The sequence below is a fragment of the Leptospira selangorensis genome, from assembly GCF_004769405.1.
Lineage (GTDB): Bacteria > Spirochaetota > Leptospiria > Leptospirales > Leptospiraceae > Leptospira_B > Leptospira_B selangorensis.
Genome location: NZ_RQES01000018.1, coordinates 488,188 through 506,185 on the forward strand (window position 1 = coordinate 488,188; position 17,998 = coordinate 506,185).

Here is a 17,998-nt window from a genome sequence, read left to right on the forward strand (position 1 = left end):
TGTCTTCTGAGACCATGGAATTCAAGACTAAGAAAAATCAAAACGCATCCGTAGACCTTAAGTTAACCTTTGATAAGAACGATCTAGAAAAGGCGTTCGAAAAGACTTATAAAGAAAAACAAAAGGATCTCAAGATCCCGGGCTTCCGCCCTGGAAAAGCACCGATCGAAATGGTAAAACGCCATTTGGGAGACTCGGTAGCAAACGACGCAATCAATCTTCTATTATTAGAAACTGTAAGTGAACTTTCCGGAAAACTGGAACACAAGATTGTACGTTTCCCTAAATTTACCGTCGAGGACTATGTTCCCGAAAAAAGTTTAGTGGCAACCGCGGTCTATGATACCGATCCCGAAGTTTCCTTAGGAAAATATAAAAAGATCAAGATCAAACTTCCTGAAGTACAGGTTACCGATGAGGATATCACCGAGGAACTTCAGTTCGTTCGTAAACAACTTGCTCGAAAACTTCTGAGAGAGCCAAGCGAAGGAGCCGAGAACGGCGATATCGTGGATATGGAATTCGAAGTGAAGGAAGAAGGGCAGGAGCCTAAGAACGCTAAAAACGGTTCAAGCGATTATAAATTAGGAGAAGCTAATAATCTTCCTGGTTTCGATGATAACCTGTACGGCATCAAAACCGGCGAGACCAAAAACTTCTTCTATACCTACCCAAGTGATTATCCAAGAGAAGATCTGGCCGGCAAGAAGATGGAATTCGCCATGACCTTAAAGGCGATCTATAAAGAAGTCCTTCCTGAACTGGATGACGATCTTGCGAGCGAATATGATGGATCTTCTTCTTTGCAAGTTTTGAAAGATAAGGTCAAAACCGATTTACAGAAGAATTATACGGAAGCAGTAAAAAACAAGAAGATGGAAGAGATCTACAAGGAACTTGTAGCGGATTCCAAATTTGTATTCCCTGAGTCATATCTTACCGAAGAATCGGAACATGTGTATCAGAATATGATGCAGGATGTTTTAGGAAGAGGCCAGGCCAGAATTCCTAAGGAACAGATCCCAAGTATCGAAAAATACGCTGAAATGGTAGGAAAACCTTTAGAAGAAGTAAGGGATTCTTTCAAAACCATTGCAGAAAACAGACTAAAGGGATACTTCTCCAGACAGAAGCTGGCTTCTACCGAAAATATCGTTTTGACGGAAGAGGATTTCGACCGTGAAATCTCTACTCTTGCCTCAAGATATGGTATGCCTGACGCCGATTTTAAAAAAGAATTGGAAAAAGGTAAACTTCTGGAAACTTACCGGGACAATTTTTTAGCAAAAAAGATAGACGATACCCTCTTCCAGCTTGTAGAAAAGAAATACAACGAGAAGATGAGTATCCGTCAGCTAAAGGAATTCCTTTCTAATAAGGAAACTGGAGAAGTATGGCAATAATTCCTACAGTTATAGAGCAAACCGGTCGCGGAGAAATGCGGTATGACGTATTTTCCCGCCTCTTAAAAGACAGAATTATCTTTCTAGGTGACGCAATTTCCGACGATTACGCGAACGTGATCATCGCTCAACTACTGTTCCTGGACGCGGAAAATCCGGACAGGGACATCTACTTATACCTGAATTCCCCAGGCGGATATGTATCTTCCGGGCTTGCCATTTACGACACTATGCAGTATATTAAGGCAGACGTTCGTACACTTTGTATCGGTCAGGCTTCTTCTATGGCAGCACTTCTTCTGGCAGGCGGGGCAAAGGGCAAAAGATCCGCTCTTCCTCATTCCAGAATTATGATGCACCAGCCAACCGGAGGAGCTACCGGTCAGGCTTCCGATATCGCCATCCAAGCGAAGGAAGTTCTGAAATTAAAGCAGGTGTTAAACGGTTTGTACGCTAAACATACGGGCAAGTCTGTGGAAGAAGTGCAAAAGGATACCGAGAGGGACCTTTACATGACTCCAGAAGAAGCTCAAAAATACGGGATCATTGATTCCGTAATTTCCATAGAGCGTCAAAAGAACTGATAGGGGGATCCCGTGGCAAAAAAACCGACCGGAACCAATAATAAGCAAAAATTATTTTGTTCGTTCTGCGGAAAAGAACAAGACTCCGTAAAACGACTGGTTGCCGGTCCAGGTGTTTATATTTGCGACGAATGTATCTCTCTTTGTAATGAGATCATTGCAGAAGAACCCGAGCAGGAAAAAGAACGCACAGAACTTTTGGGAGAAGTCCCTAATCCTGCAGCTATTAAAGCGATCCTAGACCAATACGTAATCGGACAAGACCATGCTAAAAAAGCTTTGTCCGTTGCGGTTTATAATCACTATAAACGAATTTATCTCAAAGACAAAAAAGCGGATATCGAATTAGAAAAATCGAATATTCTTCTAATCGGCCCTACCGGTTCCGGAAAAACCTTGCTCGCTCAAACTCTTGCAAAGATCATCAAGGTTCCCTTTGCGATCGTAGATGCTACCGCACTCACCGAAGCTGGATACGTAGGAGAGGATGTGGAAAATATCATCCTCAAACTGATCCAAAACGCGGACAACGATATCAAAAAAGCAGAGATCGGAATTATCTATATAGACGAAGTAGATAAGATCGCTCGTAAGTCTGATAGCGCCTCCATCACAAGAGACGTGAGCGGAGAAGGTGTTCAACAAGCACTTTTAAAAATTATAGAAGGAACAGTTGCAAACGTTCCTCCTCAGGGTGGAAGAAAACATCCTCACCAAGAATATCTGCAAGTAGATACTAAAAATATCCTATTCATTCTTGGTGGAGCATTCGTCGACCTGGATAATATCATCAAAACTAGGACCGGAGTAAAAACGATCGGATTCGGTAGTGATGAAAAAGACGGCAAAATTTTAAGAGACGAGAGCAAAGGTGAAATTTTAGCTCGAGTGATCCCTGAAGACTTAATGAAATTCGGACTGATCCCTGAATTTATCGGCCGTATGCCGGTGATCGCTACTCTGCAAGACTTAAGTGTGGAAATGCTCAAACGTATTTTCAGAGAGCCTAAAAACGCAATCTTACGCCAGTACACTAAGATCCTAGAAATGGAAAACGTAAAACTTTCCTTCGAAGAAGCTGCTATCGACAAAATCGCTCAGCTTGCGATCGAAAGAGCATCCGGAGCTAGGGGACTGCGCGCTATCGTAGAAAATCTGATGTTAGATCTGATGTATGAAATTCCTTCTCGCAAAGATGTAGAAGAAGTGATCATCACTGAGGATGCAGTAGCCGGAACCAAACCTCCGAAACTAATTCTGAAAAAAGAACCAAAAATCGCTTAATAGGATTAGGTTTTCACGCGAAGCCGCAAAGAACGCAAAGGTTTTCTTTTAGCAATTAAAAGATCTTCTTACCTTAGCGCCTTTGCGTGAGAAATAATCTCTTCTTAATTTAGGGAAGCAATATCTATCACAAATCTATAACGTACATCACTTTTAACGACTCTTTCGTAAGCTTCGTTTACTTTCTGGATTGAGATCAGTTCAATATCACTGGTGATATTGTGCTTTCCGCAGAAATCCAACATCTCTTGTGTTTCGGCAATCCCGCCAATTAGAGAGCCTGCTAGGCTTTTGCGACCGCCGATTAAAGAGAATGCTCCGATAGGAACTTGTTCTTCTGGAACGCCAACCACTACCATAGAACCATCCACTCTCAATAGGCTAAGATAAGCATTCCAATCCAGAGGCATAGAAACAGTATTGATGATCAGATCAAAACTTCCTCTTAACTTACTGAATGTGCTTTTTTCAGAAGTGGCATAAAAATGATCCGCGCCTAGACGTTTTGCATCCGCTTCCTTTTTATTGGATTGGCTTAGTACTGTTACTTCTGCGCCGAGTGCATGAGCGATTTTCACTCCCATATGACCAAGTCCGCCGAGACCGATGATCGCTACTTTTTTACCCGGACCGGCTTTCCAATGAGCAAGAGGAGAATACAGAGTGATTCCCGCGCAAAGTAGGGGAGCCGCAGCATCCAAAGGAAGATTATCAGGAATTCTTAATACATAACTCTGATCTACTACGATCTTATTGGAATATCCACCGTAAGTCGGGGTTTTTCTATCTTGCTCTCTTCCATTATAAGTGGCACTCATTCCGGTTTCACAGAATTGTTCCAAGCCTGCTTTGCAATGTTCACATTCCCTGCAGGAGTCTACAAAACATCCGACTCCTACCTTATCTCCTACTTTAAATTTTGAAACCTTGGATCCTACCTTGGAAACAATTCCTGTGATCTCATGGCCTGGGACCATCGGGAAGATGGAACCTCCCCATTCGTCTCTTGCTTGGTGTATATCCGAATGACAGATACCGCAGTAATGAATATCGATGACTACATCTTCATCTTTTGCATCTCTTCTATCGAATTGAAAAGGTGCCAAAGGAGCTTTTGCAATAGCGGCAGCATAACCTTTTGCTGGGATCATTTTATTCCTCGTTTTGGATTTGATATTGGGTGACTCAAGTTCAAGTGGTGAGAGATTAGAAATTTTAAGTCTGAAAATTTCCCTAGTTAGACAAGAAAGTGTAAACTTTGTTTTTTAATTTTAGATCTATTCTGAAAAATTAATCCCGCACTCGACCAACAGTCAGGATCGCAGCTTTGGAAAGTCCTTTTTTGCCTGATTCCATTTCTAAAAACCTTCCGAAGTCCAGTGTAAGTTCCCTAGAATTCTTATAATCTCTGCCGGAACTCCAATTTTGGAGTTGGATAAGAAGTGGGGCAACACCGGTAGAGCTAGTAAGTTCAGCCAATCTATCGCTTAAGAAAACCAAATATTCTCCAGGTCTGATCTGGATCTTTTTTACATCTCTTGTTGAACTTCTGAAATCGTAGAATACTTGTTTAGAGATCGGTAATATATTCGTTTTTCCACTTTTATGAACAAGTGCAGGCAATTTTTGGAACTGAAGTATACCAGCTTCTCCATTTCTTGTTTCTAAATAAAATAATGTAAGATTCAAATAAGAGATAGGTGTGGATCTGAGCGCTCTATCTATTTTATAAAGTAGATCTTCTCCTCTTAAACCTGTGGTTTCCTGAGCGAGTGAGATCATACCTTCTATCCTTGCCTTGAGAGAAGATTCAATTGCTCCGTGATTTGGAAAACCTGCTAATACTCCAAAACAACCGTCAGCGGTCGGAATAATATTTGCGTAATCCGATTCTCCGGTATCGGAGGAACGAGGAAAAACAGTGATGTCCAGGTTTTTGATCTTATGAAGTCTGATCTTATGGAAAAATTTTTGGATCTTGTCAGAAAGTTCTCTTTCCTTTTTGTTTAAGGATTCTTGGGAAACGGTTTCCTCTTTCGTTTTTTTCTGGTAAAGAGCGATGCGGAAATGTCTAGCAAGTTCTCCTAATTCGTCATCCCTTTCAGATTCTCCGGAATCTTCATAAACATCTTGGGACCAGTTTTGTAAAAGTTGGGAGATAGATTTAAGGGATTTAAAACTTAAATTTAAAAGAAAGTAAGTGAGGATCCCAAGAACGATGGAAAAGAAAAGCCCGACTCCGAGCCGGACCCAAACGAATGCTCTTAATTCCTTTCTGATCTCTTCCCCGAATAGAAAATCATCTAAAAGTAGATAAGATAAAAATAATACGAATGAAGCAGTAAAAGAGGCGAATGCTAATTTATGCTTGGACTGAAGATTCGGAAACAACTCATTTCCTCTCTATAATTGCGATTAGTACCAATGAGATCCCGAATAGGACCAATAATGGAACGAATAACATTAACATGGAAATCACATCAGGTCCAGGAGATAAAACTGCGGCTGCAAATGCTATCCCTATGAATGCTTCTCTCCAATGTTTAAGTAAGAAGGAAAGTTTTAATATTCCGACTGCAGCTAATAATACCATGATCACCGGAAGTTGAAAGGACAATCCGAAGATCAAATGCATATTGAAGAATACGTCGTAGTATTCATCTATAGGAAGTCTGGTTTCAATATCCAGAGGTCGGACCGTTACTAAAAATATTTTTAGAAAACTTTCGAATGCTTGGGCCCAGCATAACCAAACCCCTAACCAAAATAGAACAGTAGAAAATGCGATAAGCGCTTTTCCGAGTCTTGCTGTTCTTGGCTCTAAGGCAGGAGAAACAAATCCCCATAAAAAAGCTAAAGCGAAAGGGAAGGTGATCAAAATAGAAACCATAAACCCTGTTCTCAGATAAACCATGAATGGGGCCATGAGTTTGATTTGGTAGAATGTAGCGGATTCTCCCAAAATATTCTTGTACGGTTTGATCACTATCTTATGAAGCTCTTCTCCGAAATACAAAGCTACCACGAAGAAAACCGTAAATACAAGAATGGAACGGATCAGAACGGAACGTAATTCTTCTAAATGTTCTCCCAGGGTCATAAACTTTTCCCTATCATGAGGAAGACTTTCCTCTGGGGCGGAGATTACAGGTTGAGGGGTACTAGCGAGGTTCTTTTTTTTAGAAGGCATATCGAAAGGTTGGAATTCCTTCCCTGTTATAAAAGGGCCCGAAGGCCCTTATCATATTAAGCGGATTTTTTGGATTTTTTAGGAGAAGAAGCAGGAGCCGCCGGTTTTGTTTCCGGTTCCTGGATTTTAGCGGATTCAGATTCTGCATCTCCGGATAGAGATTTGCGGAATTGGCGGATTCCGTCTCCTAAATCCTTTGCTAAAGAGGGAAGTCGCTTGCCCCCGAAAAGCAGGAGAGCTAAACCTAGTATGAAAAAGATTTCCCAAGGGCCTAAATTTAAAAATGCGAGTGGTGCGTACATATACTATCTCCTTAGTTAGGATTTTGCCTCTGTAATATATGTCAAATAGTTAGTAGGAACAAGCCGATAATTCTATTGGGACTTCGGTTCAGATAGAAAGGCAAAACGGACGAGTTTATGAGAATAGAATCCAGCCCCTTAGATTCAATCTCCGTTCCTCTTCCCGTTCGAGAACCGGGCGGAGAGGAAGAAAAAGAAGAAGATCGGAAAAAGGCAGAGAATGCTCCGAATTCCGATTATATGTACGCTCTTTCTGTCGGAAGTCTGATAAATGTGCAGGTGTAATTAGAATGGCTCTTACTAAGGAACAGAAGCAGGAATTCCAGGAGAAACTGGCGGATTTTCGTGCATTTTTGGAGGATTTGAAGAAGGAAGGAAATCTTCTCAAGGCCCAATCCAGAAAAGATCCTAAAATGGAAGGTTACTTCAATGTGGCTCTTTCCTTAAATTCTATAAAAAATATAAATACCTGTCTTCTAATCAATGAGATCTCTGTAGCGATCTTGGATCTGAAATCGGATACCTACCTAAACCAGGGGAGGAAAGAAATTTATAGTGCAATCTCATTTATGGAGAAAGTTGTCGGAACCGACTTTGAGTCTGGTCTGGGGGAAAATAAGGATCTTCTCGCCAAAATCCTGGAATTTAATCCTCTCCAAAGACTGAATTACGTAAAGGGACTCAGGACCTGTACTACAAACACGATCGAGGCATTCGGTTCCAACTCCAAATGGAAATGGAGTTTTCCGGAGATACATTTCAAAATCGCCATACTTAGTAAGAATCTTTTTGACTTCCGGGCTTTTGAGAAGGAAAGAGACTTGGAGAATCCGTTTTACTATCCTAGACAGGAACATTATAACTTAATTCTGGAACTTTGTAACTTTGCCGCTCAGGAATACCGTGCTAAATTCGACTTGTCCACCCAGGACGCCGGGGATCTGAAAAAATCCATATCCCTTTTGGAGGTAAACCGCAAAATCCTTCAAACCACGGGCGAAACGGAGGACCTCGGGAAGACAAAAACCCTGATAGAATCCCTAAAAGAAAAGGTAGAGTCGATAGAAGCTGAGAAGGAAAAGAAGAAAAAGAAGAAATAGACCCGTCCAATTTGTTATAAAGAGTGGGAAAAAAATAGGAGAAAATCTAACTCATGGCATTGACCGAAATAAACGATTCAACTTTCAGTTCCGAGATCAATAAGGGCATGGTTCTAGTAGATTGCTGGGCTGAATGGTGTGGTCCTTGTAGAATGGTTTCCCCGGTTCTGGAAGAGCTTTCGTCCGAGATGAATGATATCTTAAAAATTAAAAAATTAAACGTAGACGACAACCAGGACACGGCGCAAAAATTAAATATCCAATCCTTGCCGACCCTTCTACTTTTCAAAGACGGACAATTGGTGGATAAGATCATAGGAGCTCTTCCTAAGGCGCAAATCAAAAGTTTCATCGAAAGACATAAATAAAAAATTCGATCTCGACTGCGGCGGAATTTTCCATGCTAAAAGAACAAACCAGGGGATACATAGAGCTTCCTAGAGGGGGCTATTTAGTCGAAACAAGTGAGGGCTTCTTTCAGATCGGTTCTCCTCCCGAGACCATCAAAGACACGATGGCCGAAAAGAAGACTCCCCTGGTATTTATACTTCCTAACAAATTTTTCCACGTAGAAAAGGGGATCAGTACCGCAGAGCTTGAATTCCCGATTTACTTTAACTTCTTCTTAAGACAAAAAAAGACCACGATCATTTGTACTGCCGAGCAAAAAGATCAGCTTATCACAGTACTTAAAGAATCCTTAATGGGTCCTGAAGAGATCAATTTAGAATCCGAATACTTGGATGGCGCGGAATCTTTCGGCTTTCCTGATATGAAAGCTGAGATGGCTTACTTCAGAGGATATAAGGGACTCGACGATGTAGTGGATTTCCAAGTATTCGATAAAGATAATATGGTCAACCTAGGAAAGGTTTTGATACGTAAACTTCCTTCAGGTGATTTTAGGATTACTGATGGAACCAAAGAGACCGAGATCCCTGGCGAAGTTGGATTTAATATTAAATACGAGATCGGTCATAGACTAAAGGAACCTTTTCAAGCTCCTTTACTTGGGATTACCTGTCTTGGACCTTCTCATGGGTTCGATCCTGAGGATAACACTTCCGGTTTTATTATCTGGTTGAACCACCAAGGCATCATGGTGGATCCACCTGTGAACTCCACTGAGTGGCTCAGGATGTCTAACGTAAATCCTAAACTGATTAACCATGTTATTCTTACTCACTGTCATGCGGATCATGACGCAGGTACATTCCAGAAAATTATGGAAGAAACCAAGATCACTATTCATGCAACTGCAACAGTGATGGAAAGTTTTATCCGCAAGTATTCGGCTCTTACTAAGATCCCTCGTAAAGAATTACTAGAACTTTTTAATTTCCAACAAATCATCATAGGAAGACCTGCGATGATCAATGGTGGAGAATTCAATTTTCATTATGCATTACATTCTATTCCTTCCGTAGGATTCGAGTTCTTCTTCCAAGATCAATCTTTTGTATACACTTCCGATCATTTGAATGAGCCGGAAGTGCATGATAAGATGTATGAGAAAGGGGTTCTTCCTGAATCTCGTTGGAAATTTTTGAAAGAATTTCCTTGGGACAGAAGGATTATCTATCATGAGGCAGGAATTCCTCCTCTTCATACTAGAGTTAGCTATTTAGCAAGTTTACCTCCTGAGATCCAGGAAAAGATCACAGTATATCATATCGCAAGAACGGATATGCCTCCGGATACCAAACTAAAACTGGCTCGTTTTGGAATAGAGAACACTGTTTACCCGGAGATTACTCCGCCGAAACATATGGAGGCTTATAACCTTCTAGATATCTTAAGCCAAATCGATATTTTTAGCGGTTTCCCAATAGAGAAGGCGAAGGAATTCCTACTAATCGTCCGCGAAGAAAAATATAAACGTGGCGATCAGATCATTAAGAAGGGAACTCCTGGTGATAAATTTTATATCATTGCTTCCGGGAACGTAAAATTCGAAGGACTTCTTGGAGATTCGGATATAGCGCCGATTAAACGATACGGGCAGTATGAATATTTCGGAGAAGCTTCTCTTGTCCTAGACCTTCCTAGAGCTGCGGATGTTTTCGCAGAAACAGATGTAGTAGCCCTTACAATAGAGAAGAATAAATTCTTACAGTTCATTAGAAATACGGATCTAAGACAAAACTTAATTCGACTGAACAGCATTCGTGATAGTAACTCTTGGAAAACACTGTTAGATTCACGCCATTTTAAAGGACTTACAAGCCACCAAGTCACTCAATTAGAGATGATCATGAGACTTTCTAAGGTGAACAAAGGTTCAGTGCTTATCACGGAAAAAGCGTTTTACCACGAGGCATATATTATTCGTCATGGAAAAGTAAGCGTATACCAACACGGCAAAAAATTAGCCGAGTTGACCGACGGAGATTTCGTGGGAGAGATTTACTCTATATCCAAAAAGCTGGTGTCAAATTACACGTTCCAAGCAGAATCAGAAACGGAATTGTTTTCTATTTCTCAGAACGAACTCATCCAGTACATTAAACGGAATCCCGGCGTTTACATGAGAATGAATACCGTCTACTGACACGGGGGATATAAATGGAAAGAGTCCTACAATTTACCGAAGAGCATGAAGCTTTTCGTGATATGGCGCGTAAGTTTTTCGAAACTGAAGTAACTCCTCATCATCATGAATGGGAAAAAGTCGGAATGGTTCCGAAAGAGCTTTGGAAAAAAGCGGGAGCAAGCGGATTGCTTTGCCCTGATGTTCCGGAGGAATACGGCGGATCAGGTGCGGACTTTCTATATAACGTTGTTGTAATAGAAGAATCTTCCAGATCCGGAAATAGCGGATTTTTTGTGTCACTTCATAATGACGTAATTGCACCTTATATCAGTGCTTACGCAAACGAAGAACAAAAGAAAAGATGGTTACCCGGTTGTTGCAGTGGAGACAGCATTTTAGCGGTCGCTATGACGGAACCTGGAGCAGGTTCTGATCTAAAAAGCCTGAGAACTTCTGCCGTGGATAAGGGAGACCATTATGTGGTCAACGGTCAAAAAACATTTATTTCCAACGGGCAGCTTGCAAATTTAGTAATTACTGCCGTGAAACATGAAAACGGCACGATTTCGCTTGTTATGATAGAAGAGGGGATGAAAGGTTTCGAAAGAGGCCGTAATCTCGAGAAGATCGGGTTAAAAGCTCAGGACACCTCGGAATTATACTTCAACGACGTAGTAGTTCCTAAAGAGAATGTAATCGGAAAAGACGGACAAGGTTTCCGTTATTTGATGATGAAACTCGCACAAGAGCGTCTTGTATTAGCGATTGCAGCGGTGGAAGCCACTGCGCTTGTGCAAAGAATGACTCTAAAATATATTAAAGAGAGGATGGCTTTCGGGAAAAAGATCGGAAGTTTTCAACACATCAAATTTCAAATGGCGGAGATGGCTACGGAACTGGAAATGTGCCGTACCTTCGTCGACAAAGTGGTTTCGGAGCATATCGCCGGAAAAAAATTAACTGTAGAGGCTTCTATGGCTAAGTATTATTCCACCGAGATGCAAAAACGTCATACTGACCTTTGTCTCCAGTTCTTCGGAGGATACGGTTATATGATGGAATACCCGATCGCAAGAGCGTATTTGGATGCAAGGATCCAAACGATCTACGCTGGGACCACCGAAATCATGAAAGAAATTATTGGTGGAAGTTTAGGACTCTGAAATAATCTCGAAATAGCTATCGTCCAAGGGTAAAATGGATCGAATGGCTCCTTCAAAGAGTATAGTTAGGCGGTGTGTTCGATATGCCGCCTTCCTTATTTTAGCTTCTTCCTTATATTTCATCCCAGTTTCTTCTGCAGAGGCTCAGGTTTCCTGTCTTCCTCCTGCATCCGGAAACAATGTCTGTAGTTTAATTCCCGCCTCCACAGTGGCCCAGTTCAACGGTTTGGAAGAAACCATCCGTAAAGAATATCTGAACGAACTGACCAAGTCTATGGCGGATGCTTCCGTTCTCGCAAATATCAACTCTTCTATGATGGGACCAGGAACAGTGAACCGTTTCCAAGTAGGAGCAGGCCTCGGAGTTGCGGGAGTCAAAAAAGACGATATCAATATACAATACGGTGATATTTCCATCCCTAAGTTCCCGAATGTAGGAGCTTCGATCAATCCTGGAGTAATGGTAGGTGTGAATCTAGGCTGGTTACTCGGCCAGGGACCTTCTCACCAACCGACTGACGACGAAAAGGATTCGAACAGGTCTTTCCTGCATAGGATCAATATCTACGCGCACGGTTTCCAAGGTAATATCTCGAATGGAGATATTAAATCACTCAGTGATTCCACTTCTAAGGACTTATCTATGTCCGGAAATATAAACAGTTTCGGAGTGACTGTTCGATTCCAGATCGCCAAAGAAAGATACACCAAGCTAGACTTCTTTGGGTTTACAGGATTGAGTTTAGGGGTCGGCTTCCACAGAAAATGGGAAGAGATCAATATGAATTATCATCCGAGTGGAACGGATGCCGTTAAAGTTGCATTCGGTCCTGCCACAGGTAGATGGGATGCGGATGTTAACTTCGCTTATCAATCTAAGGTACAATCTGTTCCAATCGATATTAGAACCGGAGTTCGACTCTTCTATATCTTAACCTTATTTGCGGGTGCAGGTATCTCAAATAATACAGGATATACCAAATTGAATTTGGGAGTGAGCGGACCTTTATATTTAGCTCTAGATCCTAATGCTTCCGGTCTTCCTCCTCAGGTAATCCAACAGATGAACGGTAATGCGGGTGGAACTCTATCCTTAAGAACTAGTGGATCTGCCGAAGTTAGAACTCAGATGAACTATTTCGTAGGTGGTTTTGAATTGAACATATTAATGTTCAAGGTATTGGCGGAAGCTATGGCCACAGACGATAAGATCTATTCTGCGAACCTAGGTGTTAAGTTCGCCCTTTAAATATAGGGACTAAGCCCGGGTGACCGGGCTGTAAAATTTCTTTTATTTTTATTTTAAGCTTATACAAAAAAGGCACGCCTTTTGCAGTATTGTTAATAGAATGCAAAAGTCTGGAATCTATTGGATTTAATGTTCAGGAATTCAGCATTTAGCGTCAAAGGTATCCGATGATCACTACTCCAGGAAAACCTCTACATCTTTCTTGTATCCCAAGGGGCGAAGCTTATGCCCTAAAAGTTAATATTTCCAAAAACGAGATAGGGATTATTTATAGAGTAACAGCAGTTCTATATGTTCATGGATGGAATATAGAAGAGGCCATCGCCGAAACCTCCATGGACGGTTATATCCAGGACATCTTTATCGTGAAACGTATAGATGGTGCCCCTATGACGGATGAACATCTGAATGCTATCCATGCGGATCTTCATGAGTTGTTCTATGGTGGAATGTCCGTGATGAATTATTTGGCAAACCATCCGGAAAAAATGGAAAGTTTAAGAGCCAAGGTGGAAACCGCTCCTGAAATTTTCCTGTTCAATTCCGAGATCAGCGATTCTACAGTGATGGATCTAAGAATGGAAGATAGACCCGGTATCTTATTCGAGATCTCCCAGATCTTATTTTTATTCGGAGTAGATATTCTTTCCTTTAAAGCGGTAACAGATTCAGGTCAGGTAAGAGATACATTCCTACTTAGATTGGAAAATGGATCCAAGCTAAATGAAAATCTACATTTCCACAGACTAAAAGAGGCGTTAAACGCGGTTCTTTAACGCCGTCGTCACGATAAGTGTAACTTCTTCTTTAATTCTTAGAAGCCGGCTGTTTTACGAACAGGAACAAACCTAAAAAAACAAAACTTAAGATACCGGATACCAAGAAGGATATTTGAGGTCCTTTTTGAGAATATATTACGCTGAATATGATCGGAGAGATCCCTCTTCCGAAAGATCCTAAACTTCTTAATATCCCCAGATTTTTTCCCTGCTCGCTTGGAGAAGAGAATAAAGATACGATAGAAGATACGGTTGGATTTAAGAATGCACTTCCCATTGCTAAGAAAGTTAAGGCCACGAATAAAAGAAATGTGGATTGTTCTGAAGCAATCACTGATGCACTTGAAAAATATAAGAAAGAAAATCCGAGTATTAGAAATACGGAGGCGAGAAGTCCCACTTTTTTTTCAGGAACTTTTCCGCTGATCCTGCGAATGATTCCACCTTGTACGAATACAATCACCAATCCTATATAAACGAAAGTATATCCTATACTTACAGGTTTATATCCTAAGAATTGATCCAAATAAAAATTCAAAGAAAATTCGAATCCTGAGAAGAACAATAAGAAGTATAAATTCAAGAATCCCAAATACATGATCTCTTTGGAACCTAGATCAAAAACTCCTAAAGCAGGATGTAATCTTCCTTCCGGTTTTTTACGCAGGTTATGCGGAAGAGTTTCTCTGAATCTAAAAAGTATTAAGAGTAAATTTACAAAGGATGCAGCAGTTGCCATCAGGGCTACCGAAGGGAAGATAGTCATCTTGTCCAAAGGTAAAAAAGGAAGAAGATAAGAAGGATCCGTATGAGCTAAAATTCCACCGATAGAAGGACCTGCAATAAATCCAAGACCGATCCCGGCTCCGATCATTCCCATTCCTTTCGTTCTATCTTGTTCAGAAGTGGAATCCGCCATCGCAGCAGTTGCCACAGAAACATTTCCTCCCATAAGACCGGTGATCAGTCTAGAAAGAACGAATAATGAAAAACTTCCGGAGAATAACCAAACTAGGTATCCTAAAAAACTACCAGTGCAGGTAAAAACTAAAACAGGTCTGCGACCGGTGCTATCCGAAAGTTTTCCCCAGATAGGCGAGAACAAAAATTGAAGTATTGAATATAAACTAGCTACGATCCCACCGAAGAGTGCCACGAAAAGTTTCCAGTCGCTTGTTCTTCCATCCAAAATTCGGGAAGTCCAACCGGCCAAAAGATCCAGGACTGGATCTCCTGCCTGAGCAAGGAAATGATTTAATGTTTCCGGAAAGATAGGGAAGATGAGGGAAAATCCCATCATGTCAATGAAGACTGTAAGTATTAATATGAAGGATTGTTTCCTCATCATGGGTGGCCTGAATAAGATGAGGCCTAGTATCCGGGACCCGGTTTGTTTGTCCCGAATTTTTCTAAGGGATAACTTTTATCAATATTTCCGAATTTTACTTTTTAGTAAGCTTTTTCAGCTCTTCTAAAGCGGACTTAGCCTTTGTTTTAAATTCTTCCGGAAGAGCTTCGTCAATTTGTACGGAAATTTTTTCGAAATTCTCTTTTAGCTGACTGATCACGGCCTTAGAACTTTCGTTTGCGTTCAGCAGTTTGTCCTGAGCATCTCCTACTGTTTTCTGGATCAGATCCCTAAGTCTATTTGCTTGTTCCGATTGATTCTGCGCTCCCTTGTTTTTAAGGTCCTGGTAGGCATGGTCCAGGTCGGTAAGGCTTTGTTTTAGTTTATCTTCTCCGGATTGAAATAATGCGATTCCGGCGTTTAGGATGTCCATTAGAGATTTTTCCATGATTGTTGCTCCAAGGGAACCAAGGATACAAAAGGAAAGGACTTAGGTCCAGTATGTTCGGGGGAAAAATCCGATTTTTTACCGTTTTGAAAAGAAATTAAGAGGGGTTTTCCAGAAGTTTCCGGATCTGGTCCCTGATCTTTGCCGCGGTCTCATAATCCTCAGCTTTTAGAGCATTGTCTAAAGAATCCTGTAGGATCTCCAACTGAGACTTAGGCAGCTGGGAAATTTTTTCTTTTCCGATGGTCTCGCCCGGGATCTCGTCGTCTTTCATTACGATCCCTGCTTCTTCGATGACTTTTTTTGCCAGATAGATGGGAGCATTAGCGCGAAGAGCGAGTGCGATTGAATCACTCGGTCTTGCATCTAGAACGATCAGTTCCTCGTCTTTACGTAGAGTGATCTTTGCGTAAAAAGTATTATCGATGATTTCTTCGATTGCGATTTTTACGATCTGCACTCCCAGAGTGGTGAGTAGAATTGTCATCAGATCGTGTGTCATTGGTCTAGGAGGTTTTGTACCTTCTAAAACTGAAGTGATGGAATGTGTTTCTAGAGGACCGATAAAAATCGGAACAACCCTCTGATCCGAATCGTCTTTTGCCTTCAAAAATACGGCAAAGCCCACATTCGTGAGAGAGATATTATATATGGTCGCTTCCAAAAGATCCATTTCCTAGTATTTGAACCTATCTTTCGTTTCCCGAAATGTCAAGCGTTCTAAACCTGGGGATCAAGTCGAGTCCAATCCTTTGATCCAGGAGTCAATTTCCGAGCACATTTCTTTCACCACCGGCATGTGGAAAACGATACCTAAGTGACCCTGTTCGTACGAAAGAATCTTATTTTTTTTGTGAGGAAGTGCAGCAAGATCGTTCTCGATTGTTTCACTCGGAACCACTTTATCCACGGAACCCAGAACTGAAAAAAGTGGGATCTTCAGATTTTTTTGGAGCGCGGTATAATCCAAAGTTCCGTCGTAGGAAAGAAAAGATCTGTCTTGGCTCAATTGAGATCTCAAAAATTGAAGAACTACTTTTGTGGATTCTTCGCAGAAAATATCTTCGATCAAAAAATACCATTCAGGAGGAGAGATCTGTTTGTACCCCACGAAGTCTCTTAGGTTTACAACTTTTGCATGAAGATCGAAAGAAACTGCTCTCAGAGAAGAATGTAATCCCAAAAGAAATTTAAAAAATTTATTCAGGTCCACAGTTGGAAGAGTAGTTTGCAAAGAAAAAGAAGTAAGATCGAAAAGAAAATCGGATATCGTTTTAGAAGGAACTAATTTTAGTCCCATTTTTAGAATATCTAGACCCGGGATCTGCGCCTGTAATCTAACAAAATTGGGAGAAGTAATCGAAACAATCCCCGAGATCAGTTCTTCCGGACGAGGAAGCGGAACAGAAGAGCCTTTTTTTCTTTTTACGATCTCTTCATACGCAGAACAATAGAACCGAGGGATCATTCCCCCCATACTATGACCGACTACGACTAATTCTTCGTTTGGAAAATTCTCTTTGATCCATGCAAGAACCGCCGGAAAATCTTCTTGGATAAAATCATCCACAGTCCAGCCTTCTCGAATCCCAAAAAGTGGCAGGGTTCTTCTGGATCTTCCCCTCATGTCCATGGAGAAAACTCTATAACCATGGCGGAGTGATAACTCTCTGGCTACTTTGTCCATTACGGACCTTCTGCAAAAGAAACCAGGGATAAGAAGAAGGTTCTTACCGGTATCATTCCTTTCCTTAGGTTCGAAACGTTTTAAACTGACGGAGTAGCCATCTCCCGAGGGAATTAGAAAGCTCGCGTCTAGACGATAAGATCTTTGGTAGGTATGAGAATCGAATACAATGGTGGTAACAGGTTCATCCTGGCCAAAACCTCTGGTATAGAATAGATGTTTTGCTCTGGAATGAAGATCCGATTTTTCGATATTCTTACGCGCGTAATACGGATCTCCCTTTAGGTCCATCTCCTTGGAGATCACAAAGTCCACTACATCATAAAGACTGTATAATTGTTGGCGAACTTCTTCTTCCTGTTCGGGACTCATATTGTCCCTGCGGATCCCCCATAACATACCGATCGGAAAACCCTTCACGAATAATGGAATTCCTGCAGCATAGTTCATAGTTTTGGTAAGAAGCTGCTTTAAGTTGGGATGAACTCTTTCATCGTCCAAACTATGGAAATAAACTTCCGGTCTTGCTTTCTTTTCTACAGAGAGGATTGCTTCTCTCAAATATCTGGCGGAAAGATTTCCCGGATCTTGGATAGAGATTGGAATAGTATTGCGGATAAAGTCATCGATACTTTGGAGACCGATCCTATCAGTCACCTGTTTCATTCTGAAATGAGTGGCAGATGCTACTATCTTCAGATTTTTATCTTGGATCGCCTCGAAAATTGCATATTGGAATACAGGTTTTCCATTCGGAAGGGTCATTGAGACCATTTTGTTTACGAATGCAGTCCAAACTTTTTGCAGAAATAGATTCGTACTTTCTGAGAGTGGGAAGATATAAATATCTTCCGCTCCTACCGCATAAGCGCCCCCTTTCCTGCGGGGCTTGGGGTTGACCTTTCGGGCTAGGGTCTGGTCCATAGTT

General features: G+C 41.3%; 18 protein-coding genes. 10 read left to right on the top strand and 8 right to left on the bottom strand.

Features of this window, described 5'->3' with window-relative positions:
* Nucleotides 1-14: 14 nt before the first annotated feature.
* The 3 genes from tig to clpX are packed head-to-tail and all read left to right on the top strand — an operon-like array spanning nt 15 to nt 3,271.
* Complete coding sequence (gene tig / locus EHO58_RS14725) at nt 15-1,403, top strand: trigger factor (RefSeq protein ID WP_135680416.1); 1,389 nt, start codon at nt 15-17, stop codon at nt 1,401-1,403.
* Nucleotides 1,394-1,987 (top strand): ATP-dependent Clp endopeptidase proteolytic subunit ClpP, encoded by a 594-nt coding sequence (gene clpP, locus EHO58_RS14730; protein ID WP_008592146.1) that lies wholly within the window; start codon nt 1,394-1,396, stop codon nt 1,985-1,987. Before tig ends, clpP begins: the two co-directional genes overlap by 10 nt.
* A gap of 12 nt (nt 1,988-1,999) precedes the next feature.
* On the top strand, nt 2,000-3,271 hold the full coding sequence (gene clpX / locus EHO58_RS14735) for an ATP-dependent Clp protease ATP-binding subunit ClpX (protein WP_135626202.1): 1,272 nt from the start codon (nt 2,000-2,002) through the stop codon (nt 3,269-3,271).
* A gap of 104 nt (nt 3,272-3,375) precedes the next feature.
* Here the strand turns inward: clpX and EHO58_RS14740 are convergent, their stop codons facing one another.
* The 4 genes from EHO58_RS14740 to EHO58_RS14755 all read right to left on the bottom strand — a co-directional run bounded on the left by EHO58_RS14740 (nt 3,376) and on the right by EHO58_RS14755 (nt 6,763).
* Nucleotides 3,376-4,422: an NAD(P)-dependent alcohol dehydrogenase gene (locus EHO58_RS14740; protein WP_135680417.1), complete on the bottom strand. Its 1,047-nt coding sequence runs from the start codon at nt 4,420-4,422 to the stop codon at nt 3,376-3,378.
* 139 nt (nt 4,423-4,561) lie between these two features.
* A complete protein-coding gene (gene rktP, locus EHO58_RS14745; RefSeq protein WP_135626204.1) occupies nt 4,562-5,662 on the bottom strand; it encodes an Arg-Lys translocation region protein phosphatase RktP in 1,101 nt (366 codons plus the stop codon).
* A gap of 1 nt (nt 5,663) precedes the next feature.
* Complete coding sequence (gene tatC / locus EHO58_RS14750; protein ID WP_135626205.1) at nt 5,664-6,461, bottom strand: twin-arginine translocase subunit TatC; 798 nt, start codon at nt 6,459-6,461, stop codon at nt 5,664-5,666.
* Nucleotides 6,462-6,517: 56 nt separating this feature from the next.
* Entirely contained in the window at nt 6,518-6,763 is a 246-nt protein-coding gene (locus EHO58_RS14755) for a twin-arginine translocase TatA/TatE family subunit (protein ID WP_135626206.1), read from the bottom strand.
* A 117-nt stretch (nt 6,764-6,880) separates the two neighbouring features.
* Between EHO58_RS14755 and EHO58_RS19570 the strand changes: the two genes are divergently transcribed.
* From EHO58_RS19570 to EHO58_RS14785, 7 genes are all read left to right on the top strand, one after another.
* The gene (locus EHO58_RS19570; protein ID WP_165780493.1) at nt 6,881-7,048 is read left to right on the top strand and encodes a hypothetical protein; all 168 of its coding nucleotides are present in this window, start codon (nt 6,881-6,883) and stop codon (nt 7,046-7,048) included.
* 5 nt (nt 7,049-7,053) lie between these two features.
* Nucleotides 7,054-7,863 carry a hypothetical protein gene (locus tag EHO58_RS14760; RefSeq protein WP_135626207.1) on the top strand — a complete coding sequence of 270 codons (810 nt, stop codon included), beginning with the start codon at nt 7,054-7,056 and terminating at the stop codon, nt 7,861-7,863.
* A 53-nt stretch (nt 7,864-7,916) separates the two neighbouring features.
* A complete protein-coding gene (trxA, locus tag EHO58_RS14765) occupies nt 7,917-8,231 on the top strand; it encodes a thioredoxin (protein ID WP_086446488.1) in 315 nt (104 codons plus the stop codon).
* Between the two features lie 32 nt (nt 8,232-8,263).
* Nucleotides 8,264-10,414: a cAMP/cGMP-dependent 3',5'-cyclic-AMP/GMP phosphodiesterase gene (locus EHO58_RS14770; RefSeq protein WP_135680418.1), complete on the top strand. Its 2,151-nt coding sequence runs from the start codon at nt 8,264-8,266 to the stop codon at nt 10,412-10,414.
* 14 nt (nt 10,415-10,428) lie between these two features.
* Nucleotides 10,429-11,559 (top strand): acyl-CoA dehydrogenase family protein, encoded by a 1,131-nt coding sequence (locus EHO58_RS14775; protein ID WP_135626209.1) that lies wholly within the window; start codon nt 10,429-10,431, stop codon nt 11,557-11,559.
* A gap of 34 nt (nt 11,560-11,593) precedes the next feature.
* A complete protein-coding gene (locus EHO58_RS14780; RefSeq protein WP_135680419.1) occupies nt 11,594-12,808 on the top strand; it encodes an Lsa36 family surface (lipo)protein in 1,215 nt (404 codons plus the stop codon).
* 167 nt (nt 12,809-12,975) lie between these two features.
* Entirely contained in the window at nt 12,976-13,584 is a 609-nt protein-coding gene (locus EHO58_RS14785; RefSeq protein WP_135626211.1) for a hypothetical protein, read from the top strand.
* A gap of 31 nt (nt 13,585-13,615) precedes the next feature.
* On the opposite strand, the gene EHO58_RS14790 is transcribed toward EHO58_RS14785, so the two are convergent.
* The 4 genes from EHO58_RS14790 to EHO58_RS14805 form a co-directional block, all read right to left on the bottom strand.
* Entirely contained in the window at nt 13,616-14,932 is a 1,317-nt protein-coding gene (locus EHO58_RS14790; protein ID WP_135626346.1) for an MFS transporter, read from the bottom strand.
* A gap of 97 nt (nt 14,933-15,029) precedes the next feature.
* Nucleotides 15,030-15,383 carry a phasin-related domain-containing protein gene (locus tag EHO58_RS14795; RefSeq protein WP_135626212.1) on the bottom strand — a complete coding sequence of 118 codons (354 nt, stop codon included), beginning with the start codon at nt 15,381-15,383 and terminating at the stop codon, nt 15,030-15,032.
* Nucleotides 15,384-15,480: 97 nt separating this feature from the next.
* Nucleotides 15,481-16,056 carry a bifunctional nuclease domain-containing protein gene (locus EHO58_RS14800; protein ID WP_008592198.1) on the bottom strand — a complete coding sequence of 192 codons (576 nt, stop codon included), beginning with the start codon at nt 16,054-16,056 and terminating at the stop codon, nt 15,481-15,483.
* A 60-nt stretch (nt 16,057-16,116) separates the two neighbouring features.
* Nucleotides 16,117-17,994 (bottom strand): alpha/beta fold hydrolase, encoded by a 1,878-nt coding sequence (locus EHO58_RS14805; protein WP_135626213.1) that lies wholly within the window; start codon nt 17,992-17,994, stop codon nt 16,117-16,119.
* Nucleotides 17,995-17,998 lie beyond the last annotated feature (4 nt).